The organism is Collimonas sp. OK242, from assembly GCF_900107095.1.
GTDB lineage: Bacteria > Pseudomonadota > Gammaproteobacteria > Burkholderiales > Burkholderiaceae_D > Collimonas.
In genome coordinates this window covers 21,519-41,119 of the sequence record NZ_FNOR01000026.1, presented here as the reverse complement: position 1 = coordinate 41,119, position 19,601 = coordinate 21,519, and the positions used below count along the sequence as shown (strand labels likewise).

The following is a 19,601-nucleotide window of genomic DNA, read 5'->3' as shown; positions in this document are numbered from 1 at the left end:
AAATGAACATGACGCCGTTGATCGACGTCATGCTGGTGCTGATCATCATGCTGATCATCACGATTCCGATCCAGAATCACGCCATCAAGCTGAACATGCCGACCGGTAATCCGCCGCCGCCACTGGCCTTGCCGGTGGTGGACACGGTGGATATCGATCCGGCTGGCACGGTGATGTGGAACGGTACGCCGATGGCCAGCCGTGCGGAACTGGAAGACCGCTTGAAGACGGTGGTGGCAGGCGGCAATATCGATGAAGTGCATCTGCGGCCGAACAAGCTGGTGGAGTACAAGTCGGTCGCTGCCGTGATGGCGTCGGCGCAGCGGCTGGGCGTGACCAAGATCGGTATCGTCGGCAATGAGCAGTACCTTGAATAATATCCTCGATTCGATATAAAAATTGAGGCAAAGAACTGATTCATCGATCGAAATATTTCTTTACAAGGCATCCTCTCTACATCACTCGAAATCAATTCCGGAATTGCAGGAGCTCTCAGTGAAAAAGCACATTGCCAATAGCAACGTCAAATACCGCCGCTTCACCGCAGAAGATGCGGCAGCTGCGCATGCGCTGTCGCTGGCGGCCGGCTGGCCGCATCGGCTGGCCGACTGGCAATTTGTCCAGCGGCTCGGCGCCGGTTTTGTGGCGGAAAGCGAAGAAGGTGTAATCGGCACGGCGATGTGCTGGGGGCATGGCCAGCAATATGCTTCTCTCGGCATGGTGATTGTGCCGCCCGACTGTCAAGGCCAGCTCATAAGGCGGCAATTGCTATCCCAGGTGCTGACCGAAATCGGCGACCGTACTATCCTGCTCAGCTCCTCGCCGCAATGCCTGCCACTCTACGAACAGCTTGGATTTACGCCATTTGGCGAAGTTCGCCAGCATCAAGGGACAGTGATTCCATCGCAGATCACACTGCCTGTGCCGGGCGACAGAATCCGTCCAATCGGCGCCAGCGACAAAATCAAGATCGCGGCCCTCAGCAGCCGTGCCGCAGGCATGCCGCGCGGTACCGTGATGGCGGCGCTGCTGGAAGCGGCGGAGGGCGGGGTCGTCATCGAGAGTTATGAGCAGGTGGTCGGTTGCGCTGTATTACGCCGTTTCGGACAGGGTTATGCGATCGGACCGGTGATTGCGCCGGATATCGCTCGCGCCAAAGCCCTGATCAGCCATTGGGCGGGCTCGCACGCCGGCGCTTTCATGCGCATCGACGTCGCACTGACCGGTGATATGAGTCCATGGCTGAGCGAGGTGGGCTTGATGCCGGTGCGTGACGTCGTCACGATGGCAAGAGGGGAGCCGCCGCTACTCGATAAAAACTTGCATCAGTACGCCATGATCAACCAGGCGCTCGGCTGAAGCAAGCGCGATTTCTGATGGCGGCCGGCACATCCGATATCAGCATTTTCTCCTGCCGACGGTTTTCTTGTCCGTCGGCGGCGATATAAGCGGCACGCATTTTCCGTCCAACGGCGGCTCCTAGAAGTAGCGTACCCATTTTTGGGTCGATACCCGTTTGAATCGGGCAAATGCACGGCAAGGAAAGTACAGCAAGGGCATCAGTGCAAAGGCCGTCGGCCATACTATCCAGTAGTGATCGACGCCAAAGCGCACGCCGTGGTTTGCGCCGAAGACGGCAACCAGCAGATGCTGCAGGATCAATAGTACATACAGGTGCAGCAAATAGTAGAACATCGGCGCGCCGCCAAAAGTTGCGCATACGCGAGTGAACCAGTTATCGATAGACTCGAACCAGGCCAGCAGCACGAATCCCGTACCCAGGGTGAGCAGCAGGAAAGACAGCGACGGCGGATATTTGGTGAAATTCAGCCACGACATGAGCGTATGTACAAAATCCTCGCCATGCACCCACGGCAGCGTTTCTCCATAAATATTAAAACCGCGCAACAATCCCAGCAATGCCAGGCAGCCGACGCCTATGCCAACCAGCAAGCGTTTGCGGCGGGCTGCGGCGACAGTTTGCGCATACAGCGGGCCGGCGACATATCCCAGCAGGATCACGCCAATCCACGGCAGCAAAGGATAGGTGACCTTGATTTTGATAACACCGTCGGCCACCAGATAACCGCGATGCAGCAGCAGCGTCCACAGATAGTAACCGAGGCTGCCGGGATCGAAGCTCAGTGAGGCCAACAGATTATGGCCGAACACTATGGTCAAGCCGATAGCAGCGAGCAGCCAGCGCGGCTGCCGGTGCAGCAAGGCGAGCACGATCATGGCCAGTCCGATAACCCAGATCACCTGCAGGTAAATGGTCGATGGCGGGAATTGGCCGGACCATGCAAACGTGACCAGAGTCCATTCGAGAACTACCAGCAGCAATCCGCGTTTGACCAGGAAACCCGTGGCGGAACGCGGCACGCCGGACGGCGGGTTGGCATATAGCCAAGCGGATAATCCGGTAAGAAATACAAACATCGGCGCGCAGAAGTGCGCAGCAACGCGCATGAAGAACATGGCAGGTTCGGTGGCGCCGACATCCATCGGATCGCTGACTTGCATGTGCAGATAAATTGTCTCGCGCACGTGATCGAACAGCATGATCAACATCACCAGACCGCGAAGAACATCGATTACAGCTATCCGTGAACGTGATGCAGTGGTCGATTTTGCAGGTGAATGTGCTGTGTATGTGCTGGCGCCGTATGACAGCGGGACTTTCGGATTGACCGTCGGATTCGTCATGGTGTTGGCCTGGTTTGGTTGGAGGGGGCAGATAACAAGAAGTGCTCGATTATTCTAAATCCCGCCTACCAATTATTCTGCTTTCTTTGGGGGGAATGCAGGCTTTTCTCCTTGAAAAAATACAGTGATATAGCATTTTCTATCGTTCCTGCTGAAAGGCCGCATGGAAAATCATTGCAGCAATGGCGTGCCCGCATATTGTGTCGGCGTCATCCGGAAAAAAACAAATCTGCAGTGACGCCAAGACGGTGAAAACGATCTGGAAATTGCACTTCCTTGGGGAGAACCGCAGGAAATCGCACAGTTTCAACGCATCTGCGCCCATCTCGGCACGGCATGCTGATTCTGCCGGACAAAACAGATATTTCTGTTCTGTGACCTGCCGAAAACAAGATAACTGCGTAATTTCGACATGCTGTAATCAATACCAGAAGACGATGTTTTTGCGAGCCGCGGTTCCGCAGGGAGTCGGACTTCCACACGATATCTATTCCAACAGGGAGTTTCCATGCACGCCTCGCCACGTTTTCATCTCGCACTTTTTCTTGCGGCTGCCTATCCGCTTGCAGCCTCTGCCGCTGACACCGATAGTTCTCCGGAAGTGGTCGTCGTCGGCCAAAAACAACCGTATCGCAGCATCTCCGCTACCGGCGCGACCAAGACCGACACGCTCTTGATGGATTTGCCGCAGAGCGCACGCGTATTGACTGCCGACCTGTTGCAGGATGTCGGCGCGGTCAAGTTTTCCGACGCCTTGGATCTGGCCAGCGGCATCGCTCGCCAAAGCAATCTGGGCGGCCTGTGGGACAGTTATGCCATGCGCGGCTTCACGGGCGATCCGAATTTCGGCTCTGACTTCCTGGTCAACGGCTTTAACTCCAGCCGCGGCTATAACGGCCAGCGCGATTCTGCCAATACCAACACCGTCGAAATATTGAAGGGTCCTGCTTCTGCACTGTATGGCCGCGGCGATCCAGGCGGCACCGTCAATATCACGACCAAGAAACCTTTGTTTCAACCGTCTCAAACCATCGAGCAATCCGTCGGCAACTACAGTACCTACAGAACCGCAGTCGATCTGACCGGCCCCCTTAGCGAAACAGTCGCCTACCGCCTTAACGCCGCCTATCAGAACGGCAACAGTTTCCGAGATACCGAGCATTCGGAGAGTTACGTGATTTCGCCTTCCTTTATCTGGATGATCTCGCCGGATACCACTCTTTCTTATGAAATGGAGGCGGTCCAGCAAAGAACGCCGTTCGATCGCGGCGTCCTGGCAGTCAAAGGGCAGCTCGGCCTGATTCCCAATTCGCGCTTTCTCGGCGAACCTGGCGACGGCCCGATAACCATCAAGTCGCTCGGCCACCAGCTGTTTATACAACATCAATTCAACGATGACTGGTCGCTGCAGAGCGGATTGTCCTATCGCGAAAGTTCGCTCAAGGGATTGTCGACAGAGGCCAGCAAACTGCTTGCCGATGGACGCACCTTATGGCGGCAGCACCGCCTTCGTGATTTCTCGGCCACCGATACCTCTGGCCGCGTGGAATTACTCGGCAAAGTTGCAACCGGACCCGTGGTGAATAATCTGCTGTTTGGCGTCGACGCTTATCGTTTCGACGACGATCGCGTTTTGATGCGCGCCAATCCAACTGCGGCCTCTCCGTATGCGATCGATATTTACAATCCTGTATACGGTCAATCCGTGCCGGCGGCCATGACGCTCAATATCAGCACCAAGGAAAAGCAGCGCGCACATGGCTTGTATGCGCAAGACCAGATCGACATTACCAAGCAATGGAAGGCCTTGATCGGGGTGCGTTACGATAACTACACGCAAACTTTCGATGACCGGCGTTTCTTGCGCTATACCGAGCAATCCGGCAATGCGACCAGCCCGCGCTTCGGCATCGTCTATCAGCCGCTCAAGACACTATCGTTCTATGCCAGCGTATCCAAAGGTTTCCGGCCAAGCAGCGGCACTACATCGGGCGGTCTGCCTTTTGCTCCGGAAAGCAGCCGTTCTTATGAAGTCGGTACAAAGTACGATGCGGCTAACGGCAAACTCAGCAGCACTCTGGCGGTTTATAAGATTCAGAAACAGAATGTGCTGACGGTGGATCCTTTGGATCCCAATTTCTCGGTCGCTGCCGGCGAGGTCGAAAGCCGCGGCGTCGAACTCGACGTCTCCGGAGAAATCGTTCGTAATCTGCGTCTTACCGCAGCGTATGCCTACACCGATACCAAAATCACCAAAGACAATTTGTTCAAGGTTGGCAGCGCGTTGCCGGATGTTCCTAAAAACAGCGCCAACCTGCTCCTGGTTCAGGATTTCAAACTTGGGGACGGCGTCGCGTCTTTCGGCGGCGGTGCGAATTATGTCGGCGAACGTAGCGGTGACGTGGCGATAAGCAGCAATTTCAAATTGCCAGCCTACACCACCTACAAAATGATCGCCTCTTATAAACCGACCAAAAAGCTGCGTATTTCCTTGAACATCGACAACCTGTTCAACAAGACTTACTACGCCAGCTCTTACAGCCAGCTCTGGGTTGCTCCGGGGACGGAGCGCACGATCACGCTGAAGGCGCAATATAAATTCTAATGCTTTGGTTTAAGGCGTTCCGCCGCACAAGCATGCGGCAGAACATTTATTCAGGCAGATATGAAGCATATCCGACGCACGTTTTATTGATTGATCATGCACACCGGAGAATTTGCATGCAAGACTTATTAAGTCGAAAGGCGCATTGGCTAGGCATCGCCAAATGCGCATTGATCCCCGCTCTGCTTTTGCTTCTGGCGTTCACCGCGCAACATGCTTTTGCGCATGGAGTTGCGGATGAAGATAAGACCTTCATCGAACAAAACACCGGCGTCCACCTGCTGCCGTTCATCTATCTCGGCGCCAAGCATATGGTTACCGGTTATGACCATCTGCTGTTCCTGTTCGGCGTCATTTTTTTCTTGTACCGGATGAAGGATGTCGGTACCTACGTCAGCTTGTTTGCTATCGGCCATAGCGCCACTTTATTGTCTGGCGTGCTGACAGGCACCCATGTCAATCCTTATATCGTGGACGCCATCATCGGCTTGTCGGTCGTCTACAAGGCGCTCGACAATCTTGGAGCGTTCAAACTGGTCCTGGGCTTCCAGCCGAATACCAAGGCCGCCGTGCTTATTTTCGGCTTCTTTCACGGTTTCGGCCTGGCTACCAAGCTGCAAGAGCTGACACTGTCGCAAGATGGCTTGATCCCGAACATCTTCGCTTTCAATGTCGGGGTGGAGATGGGGCAGTTGCTGGCTCTCAGCGCCATCATGATCGCAATGGGATTCTGGCGCCGCACGGAAAATTTCCGGCGTCAGGCGGTTTCCGCCAACGTCGTTTTGATGACTGCCGGTTTTATTTTAATGGGCTATCAGCTGACTGGCTATTTCATGAATTCACCAAGGATCCCGACATGACACCCGCAAACAATCCAACGCTACCGACTGTGCCGCAATTGCGCAAGGCAACCGGCGTCGCCATCGTCGCTGCGACAGCCATACTGGTCGCCTTCGTTCTACCTGCCGAGTATGGAATTGACGTCACCGGCATCGGCAAGCTTCTGCAGATCAAGAAATTGAACGCCGAGGCGCCGCCTAGTCCCGCACCCCTCGCAACAGCAAGCGCAGGTGCCGCGGAAGTGACCTTGATCAAAAGCCAGATGCCGTTCAATGAAAGTGAAATGTCTCTGATATTGCAACCAAATCAAGGTGGCGAAATTAAAGCCTTGATGCGGCAGGGTGAACACTTCGTCTATACGTGGTCCGCCGAAGGCGGCAAAGTTACCGTCGACATGCACGGCGAACGGCCCAATGCCGGCAAGGAATTTACCCGATATTGGAAAGATAAGCAGCAAGCGGGCGACCAGGGATCTTTTGTCGCGCCGTTTGACGGCATACACGGCTGGTTCTGGCGTAATCACAGCGATAAGCCGGTCACGATAAAAGTGAAAGTCAGCGGATTTTTCGAGAAACTTTATGTGCCGTCTTGAGCATCGTTTTAATTGATTTCTTAGTCAACCGATTGAATTTCGTCAACCTGAAGGAAGAAAATGAATAACATCACCAAACTCTTTACGACTGCGGCCGTGGCTGCAAGCTTACTGGTAAGCGCGGCTTCGCATGCACATGGCATCTGGTTTGCCCAACGCAACAATCAACTGGCGTTGTTGTATGGTATAGGAGCTGACGATCTCGACATGGTCAAGCGTTTTTCCATGGTGAAAAGCATTGCCGGATTCGATGCAACGGGTAAGCCGGTGCCGACGTCATTGATCAAAACCGATCATTTGATCCTGGTCGATACGGAAAACCAGCCGGCGCTGGTGGCAGCGGTTCTCGACAACGGCACGTGGAGCAAAACACCTGAAGGAAAATGGCTGAAGAAAGGCAAGGACGAGGTGCCTGACGCCGTCGTCAGCGAGCAGAACTACAAATATGCGGTGCTCATTCGCGGTCAAATGACAGCGCCTTTGCCGCTCTTGCCGGGACAAACGCTACAGATCTTGCCGGTCGATGCAACGCTGCCTGCACTATTGGGGCAATCGATGAAACTGCGCGTCATGTATCAAGGCAAGCCGGTAGCAGGCGCGCGCGTATTGCATGACTGGATCAACGATCCTGACAGCGAGCAGCTCAAAACAGCCGCGGACGGTACGGTGACGATCAAAGTCAGGAATCAAGGGCTGAACGTCGTCGTCGCCATTTTCAATTCGCCGCCGGAAGATCCAAAGAAGACGAATACGGTGGAACACCTGGCGTCGCTTTCGTTTGTGCTGCCGCACGCTCCCGAATAATGAACAATCCTGGCCCGCAGTTTTCCTGCCGGCCTGTCTGGTATCGGGCCTTCGGCGCTCCCCGTCCACGGGTGCCGCTTTATACAGAGGTGATTCAATGAAGAAGATTGCAATTCTATTGCTGCTGGGCGCTATGTCCGTGACGTTCAACGCGGCACATGCGCACGGCAATACAAAACCGGAACATGGCGGCTTGATTCAGATCGATGGCGACATGTCGCTGGAACTGGTTCAGGGCAAAGACGGAGCCGAGTTGTACGTCGTGGATGACGACGACGAACTGCCGAGCGCCGACCTGAGCGGCAAGCTGACGATCACCAGCAAAGGAGCCAAGTCGGAAGCACTACTCAAGCCCGCCGGCGGCAACAAATTCGAGGCTAAGGGAGTCAAAATCCCAGCTGGTTCAAAGGTGGTTGCGATGGTGGTTTTAAAAGATAAGACAACAAAAGTCAGCGCCAGCTTCACGACTAAGTAATCTAGGTAGTGGCGCGATTCATTACGACGCTGCTGCGCCAGCCTGGCAACGCTCGGATAAGCCTGCAGCGTTATCGGTTTTCTGCGGAATGCAGAAAATGCGGCTGGCGCATTCGAGCATAAGATCCCCTGATTCTTTGTACCGGCCATTTTCGCTGGCCACGCTATCTCTATGAAGAAAATCCTAGTGAGCGCCGCATTGCTGGCATCCGGCATTGCTATGTTTCCGAATGCCATGGCGTCTGGCGCATTGAATGTAGACGATGCGGCGATCGTCGAACCGCACGCTTGCCAGTTTGAATCGTGGGCACGTTTCAACCGGGATCGCACTGAACGTTGGTTCATGCCGGCCTGCAATGCGACCGGCAATCTTGAAATTGCTGCTGGGGGCGCGGTGCAGAGAGACGTTCAAGGTCTTTACATGGCGCATACGCAGATCCAGCTTAAAACCGTCTTGAGAGAACTGCAAACCAATGCCGTCGGAATCGGCTTGATTGCGGGAACAGATGGAGAAACGGAGGCGGGCAGCAGAGAGCGTTCTTTGCACTCTTATGCGAAAATTCCGGTCACTCTATCGCTATCAGATGATGCGTTTTTGCTGCATGCCAATCTAGGCATCACTTACTCGGACACGCAACACACTGCACGTATGACCTGGGGCATGGGGATGGAAAAATTGTTGTCCAGGCGCTTCATGGTGATTGCTGAAATTTATGGCGAGCATAAAGGAAAACCCTCGTATCAAGCCGGGTTGCGCACTGTGCTGCTACCTGATCGGATTGATTTTAGTACCACTTTCGGCAATGCATTCGGACGAGAGAGTGCGGGGCAGTTTGTAGCGCTTGCTATCCGTTTTATTGTTCCCGGCTTGTTACCGTAAAGTATCAGCTACAGATCCAGCACCAGCATGGTGCTCAATGCGCGAGAACAACAAGGCAGCAAGCGATCGTTCTTCATCCTGTCTTCTTCGCTTAGAAAGCTATCTCGATGATCCGGTTCGCCATTCAGTACGCGGGTCAGGCAAGTGCCGCATACACCCTGTTCACACATGGTCGGTATCCGGATACCGGCTTCGGATAGAGCGGCAACAATGGTTTTATCTTTTGCGATACGGTAGATTTTTCCCGTGCTGGCAAGCTGGATGTCGAATTCCGCATCGCGGCTTGAACTGCTCACCCCAGCCGCAAAATATTCACGGTGCAGGCGCTCATTGCCCCAGCCATTCTTCCTTGCGGTGTCAATTACCGTATCCATGAAACCTGCCGGGCCGCAGACATAGAGATGGCTTGTCGCATCCGGATCGGCGAGCAGCGTCTGCAGGTTGAGGCGCTGGGACGATGCACCCTCGCTGAAGTGAAATGTCACGTGTTGCGCATATGTCGCGGATTTGATCCGATTCACAAAAGCGGTGCGTAGCAATGAACGGCTGCAGTAATGCATGCTGAAATCGGCGTCCCTGCCGGCAAGCTGTTCCGCCATCGACAGGATGGGAGTCACGCCGATGCCGCCGGCGATCAATAGCGATCGTTTGGCTGCGGGCACGAGTGGAAAATGGTTTTTCGGCATGCCGATTTCCAATATGGAACCTTCTTCGAGATCGTCATGCATAGCCTGCGACCCGCCGCGCGAATCCTGCGTGCGCAACACCCCGATCAGGTAGCGATGTCGCTCTCGCGGATCGTTGCACAGCGAATATTGCCGTACCAGGCCGGTACGCAGATAGACGTCGATGTGGGAGCCGGGGCTGAAGGGAGGCAGTTTCTTTCCTGCCGGATCTACCAGTTCGAAGCTGCAGATTCCTTCTGCTTCGATCGTCTTTTTACTGATGCGCAATAGCATTCGTTTATTGGCGGCTTGTTTGGATTTTCTGCGCAGATAGCTGCCGATGCCGGTATAGGCCAGCACCGGCACGGATAGTGCACCGGCTAACAGCAGCAGCTGGCCGAACAGGCCGCCTACCCAGCCGTAGTGGATGGATAAGGCCCAAAGATAGATTTTTTCTCCGGGACTGTTTTTGGCATAGGGAGTGAAACGCAGCACCTTTCCGGTGTAGGAGTCCAGTTCCAGGTAGGAGAATGCCTGGGCATGTGGTGCGTCAGTCCCGATCAATCTAATGTCAACCGCATCGTCAGGTTTTTCGGCGAAACGAATTTGCACTTGCCTGGCCTGCGGCATCAGGGAATGCGCATGCTGCCGGACTGCTTCTGCCGACAAGCGTCGAATGCCCGCTGGCGCCGCCGATGGCGATATTGGCGCAGGCAGCTGCGATCCCGCAAGCAGGTAGATACCGTGCCGGCACCACTCAAAGGCTTGCGGCAAGCCGGTGAGTGCGCTGGTCAAAAGAATCAGGCTGGTATATAGCGCCGTGGTCTTGTGAAGATGCTGCGGCAAGGCGCGGCCGCTGAATTTTCTGCCGCTGCGTGGCCTGCCGGACCACCAGACCGCGAGGCCGCCCAGAATAAGCATGATGGCAAACGCCAGGGTAACTGTGCCGGCAATCAGGTGGCCGCTCTTTATAAAATGAAAACTATGCAACAGCGCCAGCGTACCGAATAGACCGCCATAGCGATCATCTTGCCCAAGCACCGCGCCGGAACACGGATTCATGTTCACCCATTTGTCATCACTAAAGCGGATGTGCGTAGCCGCATTCGTATCCGGGTAAAGTCGTATGTAAGTGAGTGCTCCGCCTTTCGGATTAGCCGCACGTGCATTGGAAATCAGGGTGTCAAGCGGTAAACTCGCATGGCAAGCGGCCATTGTGAACTGATCGCGATTGATTACAGGATCGAGCTGAGGACGAAAAACCATGCCGGCGCCGGTAACCGCAATCAAGACCATGACCAAGCCAAGAGTAAAACCGGTCCAGCGATGGAATTGAAGGACGCGGTGGCGAAATAGAGGGGACATGCTTCTGGAGTTACTTTGCCTACGTTGGAAGAACAATCCTTTTTTTATTTGCAGGAGTCGATCAGACAAGCTGCGCAACGTGGCGGATTCAGCAAGTCATCAGCGTCTTCAACTATTGATTAAATCATGTTGAAGATATATAAATGCCCTGTTTTGCCGATGTCAGGAAACAGAAACAATGGTTTTAAGTGTTCCTCGCAGCATAGCCTGCCAGGAACACGTTGTTTCATTACCTGAATGAGGATGCACCCGCACACACCTTATCAAATCCATATCGTCAAACGGGGTGGATAGTTGCGAAAGCAAGTGCACCGTCTCATATGCAGATAAATCTCAGCTGCCAGCTTGTATCTGCGTGACAGTCAAAGCGCCGTTGGCTTTTTCGACGACAAAATTGATCTTGTCGCCAGGCTTTACCTGATCCAGCATTGCCGGGTCTTTTACACGAAACACCATCGTCATCGGCGGCATGTCCAGGTTCACCAATGGACCATGTTTGATCGTGATCTTGCCAGTCTCTTTATCGATTTTTTTCACTTCCCCGGCCGACATGGCCGCGGCGTCGGCGGGCTTCATTTCCGCCACGCCACTGGATTTCTCGACTTCCTCGGCAGCTATCGCCGAAAACGGCAAGTTGAACGAAACGGCTAACGTCAAAGCGAATGCTGCAGATAAAACAGAACTGGTTTTCATGAAAATTCCTTTGCTGTGTGTCTTGTGGAAAAATATCATTTAACGATGATGTTTCCGCGCATGCCGGCTTCAAAATGCCCCGCCTGCAAACAGGCGAAATCAAATGTACCGGCTTTGCTGAACTCCCAGATCAGCTCTCCGGTTTTACCTGGTTCAACCGATACCTGATTTGGGTCGGAATGTTCCATTTCCGGAAATTTCGCCATCAGGGCCGCGTGTTCCTTTAATTCCTTGACGGAGCCAAGCACCATTTCGTGTTTGATATTGCCGGAATTCCTGACGATGAATTTGACGGTTTCACCACGTTTGACCGAGATGGTCGCCGGCGTGAAACGCATCGTGTCGTTCATATCGACGTTCATGGTTTTCGATACCTTGCCGGCAACCCCGGGTTTGCCCAACGCCGCCGCATGCCCGTCTTGTTTTTCAGCGGCCGGACTGTGCGTTTCTTCGCCGTGGGAGTAGGCATTGAGGGATAGCAGCGACAAAGCCAGGGTTGATGCAATTAATATGAATTTCATGGAAATACCTTTTGATAAAAAAATAAAATATTGGTTTGCTTCAGAGCGCAAGCCGTAATCGGTTAAATGTGATTAATGGTCGCTATGTGAGCCTCCCTTGACGGCATTCATGATCATTTCCCCCGGCTTGCCAGCCATGCGCCTGGCGTCGGGCGCATGGGCGGCGGCTGGCATGGCGGCGTCGCCGCCTTTCCACTCATAGGCGACGGTGCCGGCCGGATGCCGGTACCAGCCGGGATCTTTGTAATCGTTGCTGGCGATGCCTTTGCGTACCTTCATCGTAGTAAACATGCCGCCCATTTCAATCCCGCCAAACGGGCCGGCGCCGCTCATCATCGGCAGGGTGTTGTCTGGCAGGGGCATTTCCATATCGCCCATCGAGCCGCCTTTGTCGCCCATCACCATGTAGTCGGGAATCAGCTGGTTGATTTTTTTCAGCACCGATTTCTGGTCGACGCCGATCATGGTCGGCACCTCGTGGCCCATGGCATTCATGGTGTGATGCGATTTATGGCAATGCAATGCCCAGTCGCCCGGCTCGCTGGCGTCGAATTCAATCGCACGCATCTGGCCGACGGCGATGTCGGTGCTGACTTCCGGCCAGCGCCCGGCCGGCGGAGTCCAGCCGCCGTCGGTGCCGGTCACCACGAATTCGTGGCCGTGCAGATGGATAGGATGGTTGGTCATGGTCAGGTTGCCGACTCTGATACGGACCCGGTCATGCTGGCGCACCACCAGCGGATCGATGCCGGGGAAGGCGCGGCTGTTCCAGGTCCACAGGTTGAAGTCGGTCATTTGATTGACTCTGGGCGTGGCGGCCCCCGGTTCGATGTCATAGGCGTTCAGCAAGAACACGAAATCGCGGTCGACCCGCATCAGCGACGGGTCTTTCGGATGGGTGATCCAGAAGCCCATCATGCCCATCGCCATCTGCACCATTTCATCGGCATGCGGGTGGTACATGAACGTGCCGGCGCGGCGCGCCACGAATTCGTAGACGAAGGTCTTGCCGGGCGCGATGCCAGGCTGGGTCAGGCCGGTAACGCCATCCATGCCATTCGGCAAACGCTGGCCGTGCCAGTGCACGGAGGTATGTTCCGGCAGTTTATTCGTCACGAAAATCCGCACCCGGTCCCCTTCCACCACCTCTATCGTCGGCCCCGGACTCTGGCCGTTGTAACCCCACAGATTGGCTTTCATGCCGGGCGCGATTTCGCGCACTACCGGCTCCGCCACCAGATGGAATTCCTTGACGCCATTGTTCATGCGCCACGGCAGCGTCCAGCCGTTCAAGGTGACAACCGGCTGATAAGGGCGGCCGTTGGCCGGGCTGAGCGGCGGCTGGGTATCGGCCCGGGTTTGCAATACTGCTTCCGGCAGGCTGGCGGCGCCGATCCGGCTGACGGCGGTAGCGCTGACCGCCAGCGCCGAGCCTTGCAAAAAGGCGCGTCGTGATAAGTGCTTCATGGCTGTTTCCCTTGTGGTTTTGCAGGTGAAGATGACGATGCCGGTGCGGGAGGCGGCAAGGAGCCGCCGAGCGCCAGTTGCATCTCGCTGTCCGCCAGCCAGAAATCGCGGTTGGCATCGATGGCGGCGTTGACGGCACTGGCTTGTTCGCGGGCATCGGCCAATAGCTCGAACACGCTGGACAGCATGCCGTTGTAGCGCAGCAGATATTCGTCCGACACCCGTTTGCGCAAAGGCACCACCTGATCGCGGTAATGCCGCGCCAGATCGTAAGCAGCCTGGTAGCCCTGATATGCCACGCGTACTTGCGACTGGGCGTCCACAGCGGTGGCCGCGAGACGATGGGCTGCTTGCATATAGATCGCTTCCGATTTGGCGATGCGCGCGCCGCCCCAGTCGAACAAGGGGATTTCAAGGCTGATCTGGTAGCCGGTTTCGTGCGGGATGCCGGGTTCGGAATTGTGCAGATAAGCCAAATCCAGCACATTGATGAAGCGGGTAGCCCGATTCAATCCCAGCGTTGCCTGCAAACCTTCGACTTCCAGCCTGGCGGCAGCGATGTCCAGCCGCTGCGCCATGGCCAGGTTCTCTGCATCTTGCAAAGACGGACGCTGGGCAGGCAGCTCCGGTAATCGCAGCGGCAATTGCATTGCAGCTTGCGCAGAACCGAGGCCCAGCAGCCGGATCAGCTGCTCGCGTGCCGCCACTGCTTGTTGGCGCGAGCGTGTCAATTGCGTCACGGCGTCGGCGTGAAATGCTTGTTCGCGCGCCAGTTCCAACTGATTGAAATTGCCTGCCTCAGCCATCTTGCCCGCCAGTTCGCTGCCGGCTGCCGCTGCGCTCTCCACTTGCTCCTGGTAGGCAATGCTCTGGTTCGCGGCGACACTCTGGTAGTAAGCGTTGCGTGTCTCGGCGGCCACCTGCAGGATACGATTGACGATCGTCAGCTTGCGGACCTCGAACTGGCGCTGTTCGATGTTCGAACTCAACGGTAAAGTCAGCAAGCCCATGATCGCCATCGAAAAGCTGCGGTCTATCTTGAGATCGCCGCCGCTGCGGGTGCGGCCGAAGCTAAAGCCGGGATTCGGCAAACGGCTGGCTTGCACCCAGTTTGCTTCGGCAATCCCGAGTTCTTGATAGTCGGCTTGCAGGCTGCGGTTGTTGAGCAAGGCGATTTGTAGCGCGCCATCGGCGGTGAGCGGCTCTTGCAGCAGTTTCTGAACGATCGCCCGGGCTTCGCCATGTTCCTGTTCGGAGCGCGGTTGAAGCGGGGTTTGTCCCAGCCGTTGTTTGGCAATCTCGCTGACTGCGCTAAAACCGTGATCGGCGCTCAAGCTGGCGCAACCGGTCAGGGCGACCAGCAACGCGGCAGGCAGCATGCGCCTGCGTAAAAAAATGAACATGATGTCCTCGTTAGCCGAACAATGGAGCCTGCCTGGCTGCCATGCGGCCGGGTCAAAGACACGCGGCAGACTGCGCCAGGGCATGGCCCATCAATCAAACTTGCCGATCCCGGTCGGGCGGCAAGACGTTTGAGTTGGGAGCGTTACGCGAGGACTGAGGGAGGTCGTTCGGGGTTTTCCGGGGTGTAGCCGACAAAACCTGAAAGAGGGAGTTGCGTGAAATGCATGGCCGGCAGCGCTTGCGCCGCGGGCAGCGCCGACTGCATGGGAATCGCGCCCACACAGCAAGCCGCGCAAGAGCTGCAGGAGCTTGAGTTCTTGTCTTGCGCTGAGTGCTCATGACCGCCGTGCCGAGCCTTGGACGGCAGGTCCGCATTTTGCGCATGCATATGATGCGCTGTTGCGTCGCCATCGCCGGCGGCGCTTGCCGCCGTGATTTTTTCCGAGCCGCAAAAAACCATCGCCGCCGCTGCATATCCCTGTATCGGGAGTGTCAGCGCCAGCAATAAAATCAGCAGGTTCTTGAGTCGGTTCATGGCAAACATGGATGGGATTCTAGCATTGATTTATATTACTTAATGCTGATGTTTTGTTGTTTGGCAAGACCCTCAAGAATCGGGCAATCCGGCCGCGCATCGCCGTGGCAATGGCAGGCCAATTGTTCCAGCGTGGCTTTCATGGCTTGCAACTCCTTGATCTTGTCGTCCAATTCAGCGATATGGTCCAGCGCCAGTTGCTTGACCTTGCTGCTGGGGCGCGATTGATCCAGCCAGAGGCCGATCAGCTCGGCAATCTGCTTCATCGAAAACCCCAGCAGGCGGCCTTGGCGGATAAAACGCAGCAGATGGATATCGCGTTCGGCATAAGTGCGGTAGCCGCCGTCGCTGCGGCTGGCTTTCGGGATCAGGCCGGTTTCTTCATAGTGCCGTATCATTTTGGCCGAAACGCCTGAAGCCAGTGCGGCGTCGCCGATATTCATCGCATTAGTCGACATGTGGAATTTCCTTGAACGATAAGGGCCGCCAGCGGCGCAGCAGCAGGGCGTTGCTGACCACGCTGACGCTGCTGAACGCCATCGCCGCGCCGGCCAGCACAGGATTCAGATACCCCAGCGCCGCCAGCGGGACGCCGATCAGATTATAGATAAAAGCCCAGAACAGGTTTTGCCGAATCTTGTTGTAAGTGCGGCGCGAGATATCGATGGCATCTGCGACCAGGCCCGGATCGCCGCGCATCAACGTGATGCCGGCGGCCTGCATGGCGACATCGGTGCCGGTCGACATGGCGATGCCGACATCGGCGGCAGCCAGCGCCGGCGCATCGTTGATGCCGTCGCCGACCATGGCGACCACGGCGGCGCCGGATTTCAGGTTGCTGATCACCCTGGCTTTTTCACCGGGCAGGATTTCCGCATGGATTTCGGCGATTCCCAACTGCCGGCCGACGGCATTGGCGCTGCCGTGGTTATCGCCGCTCAGCATGGCAACCCGGATCGAACGTTGTTGCAATTGCTGGACTGCGGCCCTGGCCGTCGGCTTGATGTCGTCGCCGAAAGCCAGCAAACCGGCGAGTAATAATTTGCCATTCTCTGCGGTGGCGAGCCAGGAAACGGTGCGGCCTTCAGCTTCCAGCGTCTGCGCCTCGCTTGCCAACGTCCCGAGGTCGACTCCCAGTTCCTGCATCCAGCGCGAGCTGCCCAGATAACATTGCCGATCGCCGACAGTGGCTTGCACGCCGCGTCCGGCGATGCTTTGCACCTTGCTGGCGTGGATGTCGGGCGTGGCTTGCAATCCTTTTTTCTCGGCGGCGGCGATCACCGCGCGCGCCAGCGGATGTTCGCTGCCGCGTTGTACGGCTGCGGCCAGTGCCAGCAAGTCGTCGCCGGCGCTTGCGCCTTGCACGCGCGGCAGAAAGGCCTGCAAGGCCGGATGTCCGACCGTCAAGGTACCGGTTTTATCGAAGGCCACGACATTGATGCGATGGGCGATTTCGAGCGCTTCGGCATCTTTGATCAAGATGCCGAAGCGGGCGGCGATCCCGGTGCCGGCCATGATCGCAGTCGGCGTCGCCAGTCCCAGTGCGCATGGGCAGGCGATCACCAGCACCGCCACTGAATTGAGCAAGGCTTGCTGCCAGTCGCCGCTGCTCAAGCCCCAAGCCAGCAAGGTAACGGCGGCGATCAGCAGCACCACCGGCACGAAGACCGCGCTGACCTGGTCTACCAGGCGCTGGATCGGCGCTTTGGCGGCTTGGGCATGTTCCACCATGCGGATGATGCGGGCCAGCGTGGTTTCGGCGCCGATTGCGGTGGTGCTCACCAGCAGCAAACCTGCGCCGTTGATGGCGCCGGCGGTCACCCGGTCGTGCGGCTGTTTTTCTACCGGCAGGTTCTCGCCGGTCAGCAAGGATTCGTCGACCTGGCTGTGACCCTCTGACACCAGGCCGTCAACCGCGATGCGTTCGCCGGCACGCACCACCACCAGATCGTTGATCTGCAGGTCGGCGATGGCGATCTCGCGGTCAACGCCGGCGCGCCGCACGGTGGCGCGTTCCGGGCGCAATGCATTCAAGGCCCGGATGGCGTCGGCGGTCTGGCGCTTGGCGCGGGTTTCCAGCCATTTTCCGAGCAGCACCAGCGTGATCACCGCCGCCGATGCTTCGAAATACAGATGCGCCATCGCGCCATGTGCGGCCGCCAGCAGCAGATACAGCGACAAGCCGTAAGCAGCGCTGGTGCCGAGCGCCACCAGCAAGTCCATATTGCCGCTGCCGGCCTTCAGGGCGCGCCAGCCGGCCCGATAGAAACGGGCGCCGAGCCAGAACTGCACCGGCGTCGCCAGCGCCAGCTGCCACCAGCCGGGCAGGGCCCAGCTGCCGCCGACAGGCATCAGCAGCATCGGCAGGATCAGAGGCAGGGTAAACAATGCAGCAGCGGCGACTGGCCACCAGCCCGGCAATAGGCGCTTGCTGGCCTGGCTTGCCGATGCTTCCGGCGTGGATTTTGGCAGCGAGGCTGCATAGCCTGCAGCCTTGACGGCAGCGATCATACTGTCGACAGCTACCGCGCCGGCGGTGGTCAGCGTGGCCTTCTCGCTGGCCAGATTGACGGCAACGGTTTGTACGCCAGCCACTTTATGCAGCGCTTTTTCCACCCGGCTGACGCAGGAAGCGCAACTCATGCCCTCGATATCCAGCGTCAATTCCTGCTGCCTGACCTGGTAGCCGGCTTTTTCCACCGCGGCGACCAACGGCCCGATAGTGTTTGCCGCATCGGCTTGCACGGTCGCCAGTTCGGTCGCCAGGTTGACGTTGACTTGGTGCACGCCGGCAACTTTGCGCAATGCTTTTTCGACATGGGAGACGCACGATGCACAGCTCATGCCGTCTATCGCTAATTGGAATTCTGTCGCTTGGGTGGCGCCGGCGCTGCTCATGATGGGCTCAACTTGATGAGTGGGGATGATGCATGATCGGCCTTCCCATGATGGGAAGGTCAAGCACAATTTTAACAGTTCGCCTTGTGCGCTGCCAAAAGCTCTACTGCTTATACGTAATGCGCTATACGGCGAGGGGTGAAGGCAAGTTAGGATTCCTGTCCATCAGATTTCTTCAAATCGATCAACTTGCCAGGAAACCATCATGAGCAAACCAGCCAATTTCGACAATTATCATATCCGCAAGTGGTACACCCAGATCGACGACACCCTGGCCAATGAAAACGGCGTGCTGGCCGATGGCAGCTTGCTGCGCAAGATCGTGATCGGCGCGGCCATCCACAATCCCTACGCCGGGCGTTTCAGTGAAAACCTGGAGCTGATCCTGGCTAATTCGCCAGCGCTCGGCCATGAATTCGGCCGTCGGCTTGTCGCCGCGCTGGGTCAGGACCAGGTGGAAAGCTACGGCAAGGCTTGCATCGTCGGCATCGGCGGTGAATACGAGCACGGCAATGCCTTCCTGACGCCGGCCATGGTGATGCCGATCCGCGCAGCCATCGGCGGCGGCAAGGCCTGGATCCCGTCGTCCGGCAAACGCGGCGTACCCGGCACTGAGCTCGATATTCCGCTGGCCCACAAAAATGCCTTGTATGTGCCATCGCATTACGACACCGTGACTACCCGGTTCTTCGACGCCCCCAACGCCGATGAAATCGTGGTGGCGTTCGCAGTGGCGACCCGTGGCCGCCTGCATGCGCGCCTGGGTGGTTTGAAAGCCAATGAAATCGAAGGCAAGAACGGCTTGAATTAAGTCGCGCTTGCCGTCCTGCAGCGGGTTTGGATCGTTTGCTTGTTGTGTCGCTGTATTGCGCCAGCTAGGGCTTGACCTTGCCGCGATGGGAAGGTTTATAGTCGATGCATCTGCCTAAGCAGGCAAAAACGGAGCAGGAAAATGATCGAATTCAATGTGCAGGACATGACTTGCGGCCACTGCGCCGGCCGCATTACCAAAGCCATCATTGGCGTTGATGCAAACGCCAAGGTGGATATCAAGATAGAAGGGCGGACCGTGTCGGTTGAGAGCAAGGCAAGCGCGGATGAGCTTGCTGAAGCGATCACGGACGCTGGTTATACGCCGCAGGTGATATAAAT

Annotated in this window: 19 protein-coding genes; 10 read left to right on the top strand and 9 right to left on the bottom strand. The window is 56.7% G+C overall.

Annotated elements, in window-relative coordinates:
• The first annotated feature begins 2 nt into the window (after positions 1–2).
• Together BLV81_RS21785 and BLV81_RS21780 are read left to right on the top strand one after the other, a co-directional pair.
• Positions 3–377, top strand: coding sequence for an ExbD/TolR family protein (locus BLV81_RS21785; RefSeq protein WP_092360010.1), 375 nt, complete (start codon positions 3–5; stop codon positions 375–377).
• A gap of 118 nt (positions 378–495) precedes the next feature.
• Entirely contained in the window at positions 496–1,359 is an 864-nt protein-coding gene (locus BLV81_RS21780; RefSeq protein WP_092360009.1) for a GNAT family N-acetyltransferase, read from the top strand.
• A gap of 120 nt (positions 1,360–1,479) precedes the next feature.
• On the opposite strand, the gene BLV81_RS21775 is transcribed toward BLV81_RS21780, so the two are convergent.
• On the bottom strand, positions 1,480–2,706 hold the full coding sequence (locus tag BLV81_RS21775; protein ID WP_092360008.1) for an acetyltransferase domain-containing protein: 1,227 nt from the start codon (positions 2,704–2,706) through the stop codon (positions 1,480–1,482).
• Positions 2,707–3,214: 508 nt separating this feature from the next.
• Between BLV81_RS21775 and BLV81_RS21765 the strand changes: the two genes are divergently transcribed.
• From BLV81_RS21765 to BLV81_RS21740, 6 genes are all read left to right on the top strand, one after another.
• Complete coding sequence (locus BLV81_RS21765; protein WP_092360006.1) at positions 3,215–5,311, top strand: TonB-dependent siderophore receptor; 2,097 nt, start codon at positions 3,215–3,217, stop codon at positions 5,309–5,311.
• Between the two features lie 116 nt (positions 5,312–5,427).
• Positions 5,428–6,171, top strand: coding sequence for a HupE/UreJ family protein (locus tag BLV81_RS21760; protein ID WP_092360005.1), 744 nt, complete (start codon positions 5,428–5,430; stop codon positions 6,169–6,171).
• On the top strand, positions 6,168–6,743 hold the full coding sequence (locus BLV81_RS21755; protein WP_092360004.1) for a hypothetical protein: 576 nt from the start codon (positions 6,168–6,170) through the stop codon (positions 6,741–6,743). The genes BLV81_RS21760 and BLV81_RS21755 overlap by 4 nt, the downstream gene beginning before the upstream one ends.
• Before the next feature lie 60 nt (positions 6,744–6,803).
• Positions 6,804–7,547, top strand: a complete 744-nt coding sequence (locus BLV81_RS21750) for a DUF4198 domain-containing protein (protein ID WP_092360003.1) — start codon at positions 6,804–6,806, stop codon at positions 7,545–7,547.
• A 97-nt stretch (positions 7,548–7,644) separates the two neighbouring features.
• The gene (locus BLV81_RS21745; protein WP_092360002.1) at positions 7,645–8,022 is read left to right on the top strand and encodes a hypothetical protein; all 378 of its coding nucleotides are present in this window, start codon (positions 7,645–7,647) and stop codon (positions 8,020–8,022) included.
• Between the two features lie 171 nt (positions 8,023–8,193).
• Positions 8,194–8,901: a hypothetical protein gene (locus BLV81_RS21740; protein WP_092360001.1), complete on the top strand. Its 708-nt coding sequence runs from the start codon at positions 8,194–8,196 to the stop codon at positions 8,899–8,901.
• Between the two features lie 8 nt (positions 8,902–8,909).
• On the opposite strand, the gene BLV81_RS24510 is transcribed toward BLV81_RS21740, so the two are convergent.
• The 8 genes from BLV81_RS24510 to BLV81_RS21700 all read right to left on the bottom strand — a co-directional run bounded on the left by BLV81_RS24510 (position 8,910) and on the right by BLV81_RS21700 (position 18,449).
• On the bottom strand, positions 8,910–10,931 hold the full coding sequence (locus tag BLV81_RS24510; protein WP_092360000.1) for a PepSY domain-containing protein: 2,022 nt from the start codon (positions 10,929–10,931) through the stop codon (positions 8,910–8,912).
• Between the two features lie 333 nt (positions 10,932–11,264).
• The gene (locus BLV81_RS21730) at positions 11,265–11,624 is read right to left on the bottom strand and encodes a copper-binding protein (protein ID WP_092360014.1); all 360 of its coding nucleotides are present in this window, start codon (positions 11,622–11,624) and stop codon (positions 11,265–11,267) included.
• 35 nt (positions 11,625–11,659) lie between these two features.
• Positions 11,660–12,145: a cupredoxin domain-containing protein gene (locus BLV81_RS21725; protein ID WP_092359999.1), complete on the bottom strand. Its 486-nt coding sequence runs from the start codon at positions 12,143–12,145 to the stop codon at positions 11,660–11,662.
• A 72-nt stretch (positions 12,146–12,217) separates the two neighbouring features.
• Positions 12,218–13,612 (bottom strand): multicopper oxidase family protein, encoded by a 1,395-nt coding sequence (locus BLV81_RS21720; RefSeq protein ID WP_092359998.1) that lies wholly within the window; start codon positions 13,610–13,612, stop codon positions 12,218–12,220.
• Positions 13,609–15,015, bottom strand: a complete 1,407-nt coding sequence (locus tag BLV81_RS21715) for a TolC family protein (RefSeq protein ID WP_092360013.1) — start codon at positions 15,013–15,015, stop codon at positions 13,609–13,611. Before BLV81_RS21715 ends, BLV81_RS21720 begins: the two co-directional genes overlap by 4 nt.
• Before the next feature lie 143 nt (positions 15,016–15,158).
• The gene (locus BLV81_RS21710; RefSeq protein ID WP_092359997.1) at positions 15,159–15,560 is read right to left on the bottom strand and encodes a hypothetical protein; all 402 of its coding nucleotides are present in this window, start codon (positions 15,558–15,560) and stop codon (positions 15,159–15,161) included.
• A 26-nt stretch (positions 15,561–15,586) separates the two neighbouring features.
• Complete coding sequence (gene cueR / locus BLV81_RS21705; protein ID WP_092360012.1) at positions 15,587–15,994, bottom strand: Cu(I)-responsive transcriptional regulator; 408 nt, start codon at positions 15,992–15,994, stop codon at positions 15,587–15,589.
• A 4-nt stretch (positions 15,995–15,998) separates the two neighbouring features.
• The gene (locus BLV81_RS21700) at positions 15,999–18,449 is read right to left on the bottom strand and encodes a heavy metal translocating P-type ATPase (protein ID WP_092359996.1); all 2,451 of its coding nucleotides are present in this window, start codon (positions 18,447–18,449) and stop codon (positions 15,999–16,001) included.
• A 205-nt stretch (positions 18,450–18,654) separates the two neighbouring features.
• Between BLV81_RS21700 and BLV81_RS21695 the strand changes: the two genes are divergently transcribed.
• Positions 18,655–19,260 (top strand): amino acid synthesis family protein, encoded by a 606-nt coding sequence (locus BLV81_RS21695; RefSeq protein ID WP_092359995.1) that lies wholly within the window; start codon positions 18,655–18,657, stop codon positions 19,258–19,260.
• 141 nt (positions 19,261–19,401) lie between these two features.
• A complete protein-coding gene (locus BLV81_RS21690) occupies positions 19,402–19,599 on the top strand; it encodes a heavy-metal-associated domain-containing protein (protein ID WP_092359994.1) in 198 nt (65 codons plus the stop codon).
• The last annotated feature ends 2 nt before the right edge of the window (positions 19,600–19,601 follow it).

What these genes read in the sequence shown, in the direction of transcription:
- BLV81_RS21730 (WP_092360014.1), bottom strand. Translation starts at nt 11,624, where the DNA reads ATGAAAACCAGTTCTGTTTTATCTGCAGCATTCGCTTTGACGTTAGCC.
- cueR (WP_092360012.1), bottom strand. Translation starts at nt 15,994, where the DNA reads ATGAATATCGGCGACGCCGCACTGGCTTCAGGCGTTTCGGCCAAAATG.
- BLV81_RS21750 (WP_092360003.1), top strand. Translation starts at nt 6,804, where the DNA reads ATGAATAACATCACCAAACTCTTTACGACTGCGGCCGTGGCTGCAAGC.
- BLV81_RS21720 (WP_092359998.1), bottom strand. Translation starts at nt 13,612, where the DNA reads ATGAAGCACTTATCACGACGCGCCTTTTTGCAAGGCTCGGCGCTGGCG.
- BLV81_RS21715 (WP_092360013.1), bottom strand. Translation starts at nt 15,015, where the DNA reads ATGTTCATTTTTTTACGCAGGCGCATGCTGCCTGCCGCGTTGCTGGTC.
- BLV81_RS21785 (WP_092360010.1), top strand. Translation starts at nt 3, where the DNA reads ATGAACATGACGCCGTTGATCGACGTCATGCTGGTGCTGATCATCATG.
- BLV81_RS21765 (WP_092360006.1), top strand. Translation starts at nt 3,215, where the DNA reads ATGCACGCCTCGCCACGTTTTCATCTCGCACTTTTTCTTGCGGCTGCC.
- BLV81_RS21740 (WP_092360001.1), top strand. Translation starts at nt 8,194, where the DNA reads ATGAAGAAAATCCTAGTGAGCGCCGCATTGCTGGCATCCGGCATTGCT.
- BLV81_RS21755 (WP_092360004.1), top strand. Translation starts at nt 6,168, where the DNA reads ATGACACCCGCAAACAATCCAACGCTACCGACTGTGCCGCAATTGCGC.
- BLV81_RS21760 (WP_092360005.1), top strand. Translation starts at nt 5,428, where the DNA reads ATGCAAGACTTATTAAGTCGAAAGGCGCATTGGCTAGGCATCGCCAAA.
- BLV81_RS21690 (WP_092359994.1), top strand. Translation starts at nt 19,402, where the DNA reads ATGATCGAATTCAATGTGCAGGACATGACTTGCGGCCACTGCGCCGGC.
- BLV81_RS21725 (WP_092359999.1), bottom strand. Translation starts at nt 12,145, where the DNA reads ATGAAATTCATATTAATTGCATCAACCCTGGCTTTGTCGCTGCTATCC.
- BLV81_RS21695 (WP_092359995.1), top strand. Translation starts at nt 18,655, where the DNA reads ATGAGCAAACCAGCCAATTTCGACAATTATCATATCCGCAAGTGGTAC.
- BLV81_RS21710 (WP_092359997.1), bottom strand. Translation starts at nt 15,560, where the DNA reads ATGTTTGCCATGAACCGACTCAAGAACCTGCTGATTTTATTGCTGGCG.
- BLV81_RS24510 (WP_092360000.1), bottom strand. Translation starts at nt 10,931, where the DNA reads ATGTCCCCTCTATTTCGCCACCGCGTCCTTCAATTCCATCGCTGGACC.
- BLV81_RS21775 (WP_092360008.1), bottom strand. Translation starts at nt 2,706, where the DNA reads ATGACGAATCCGACGGTCAATCCGAAAGTCCCGCTGTCATACGGCGCC.
- BLV81_RS21700 (WP_092359996.1), bottom strand. Translation starts at nt 18,449, where the DNA reads ATGAGCAGCGCCGGCGCCACCCAAGCGACAGAATTCCAATTAGCGATA.
- BLV81_RS21745 (WP_092360002.1), top strand. Translation starts at nt 7,645, where the DNA reads ATGAAGAAGATTGCAATTCTATTGCTGCTGGGCGCTATGTCCGTGACG.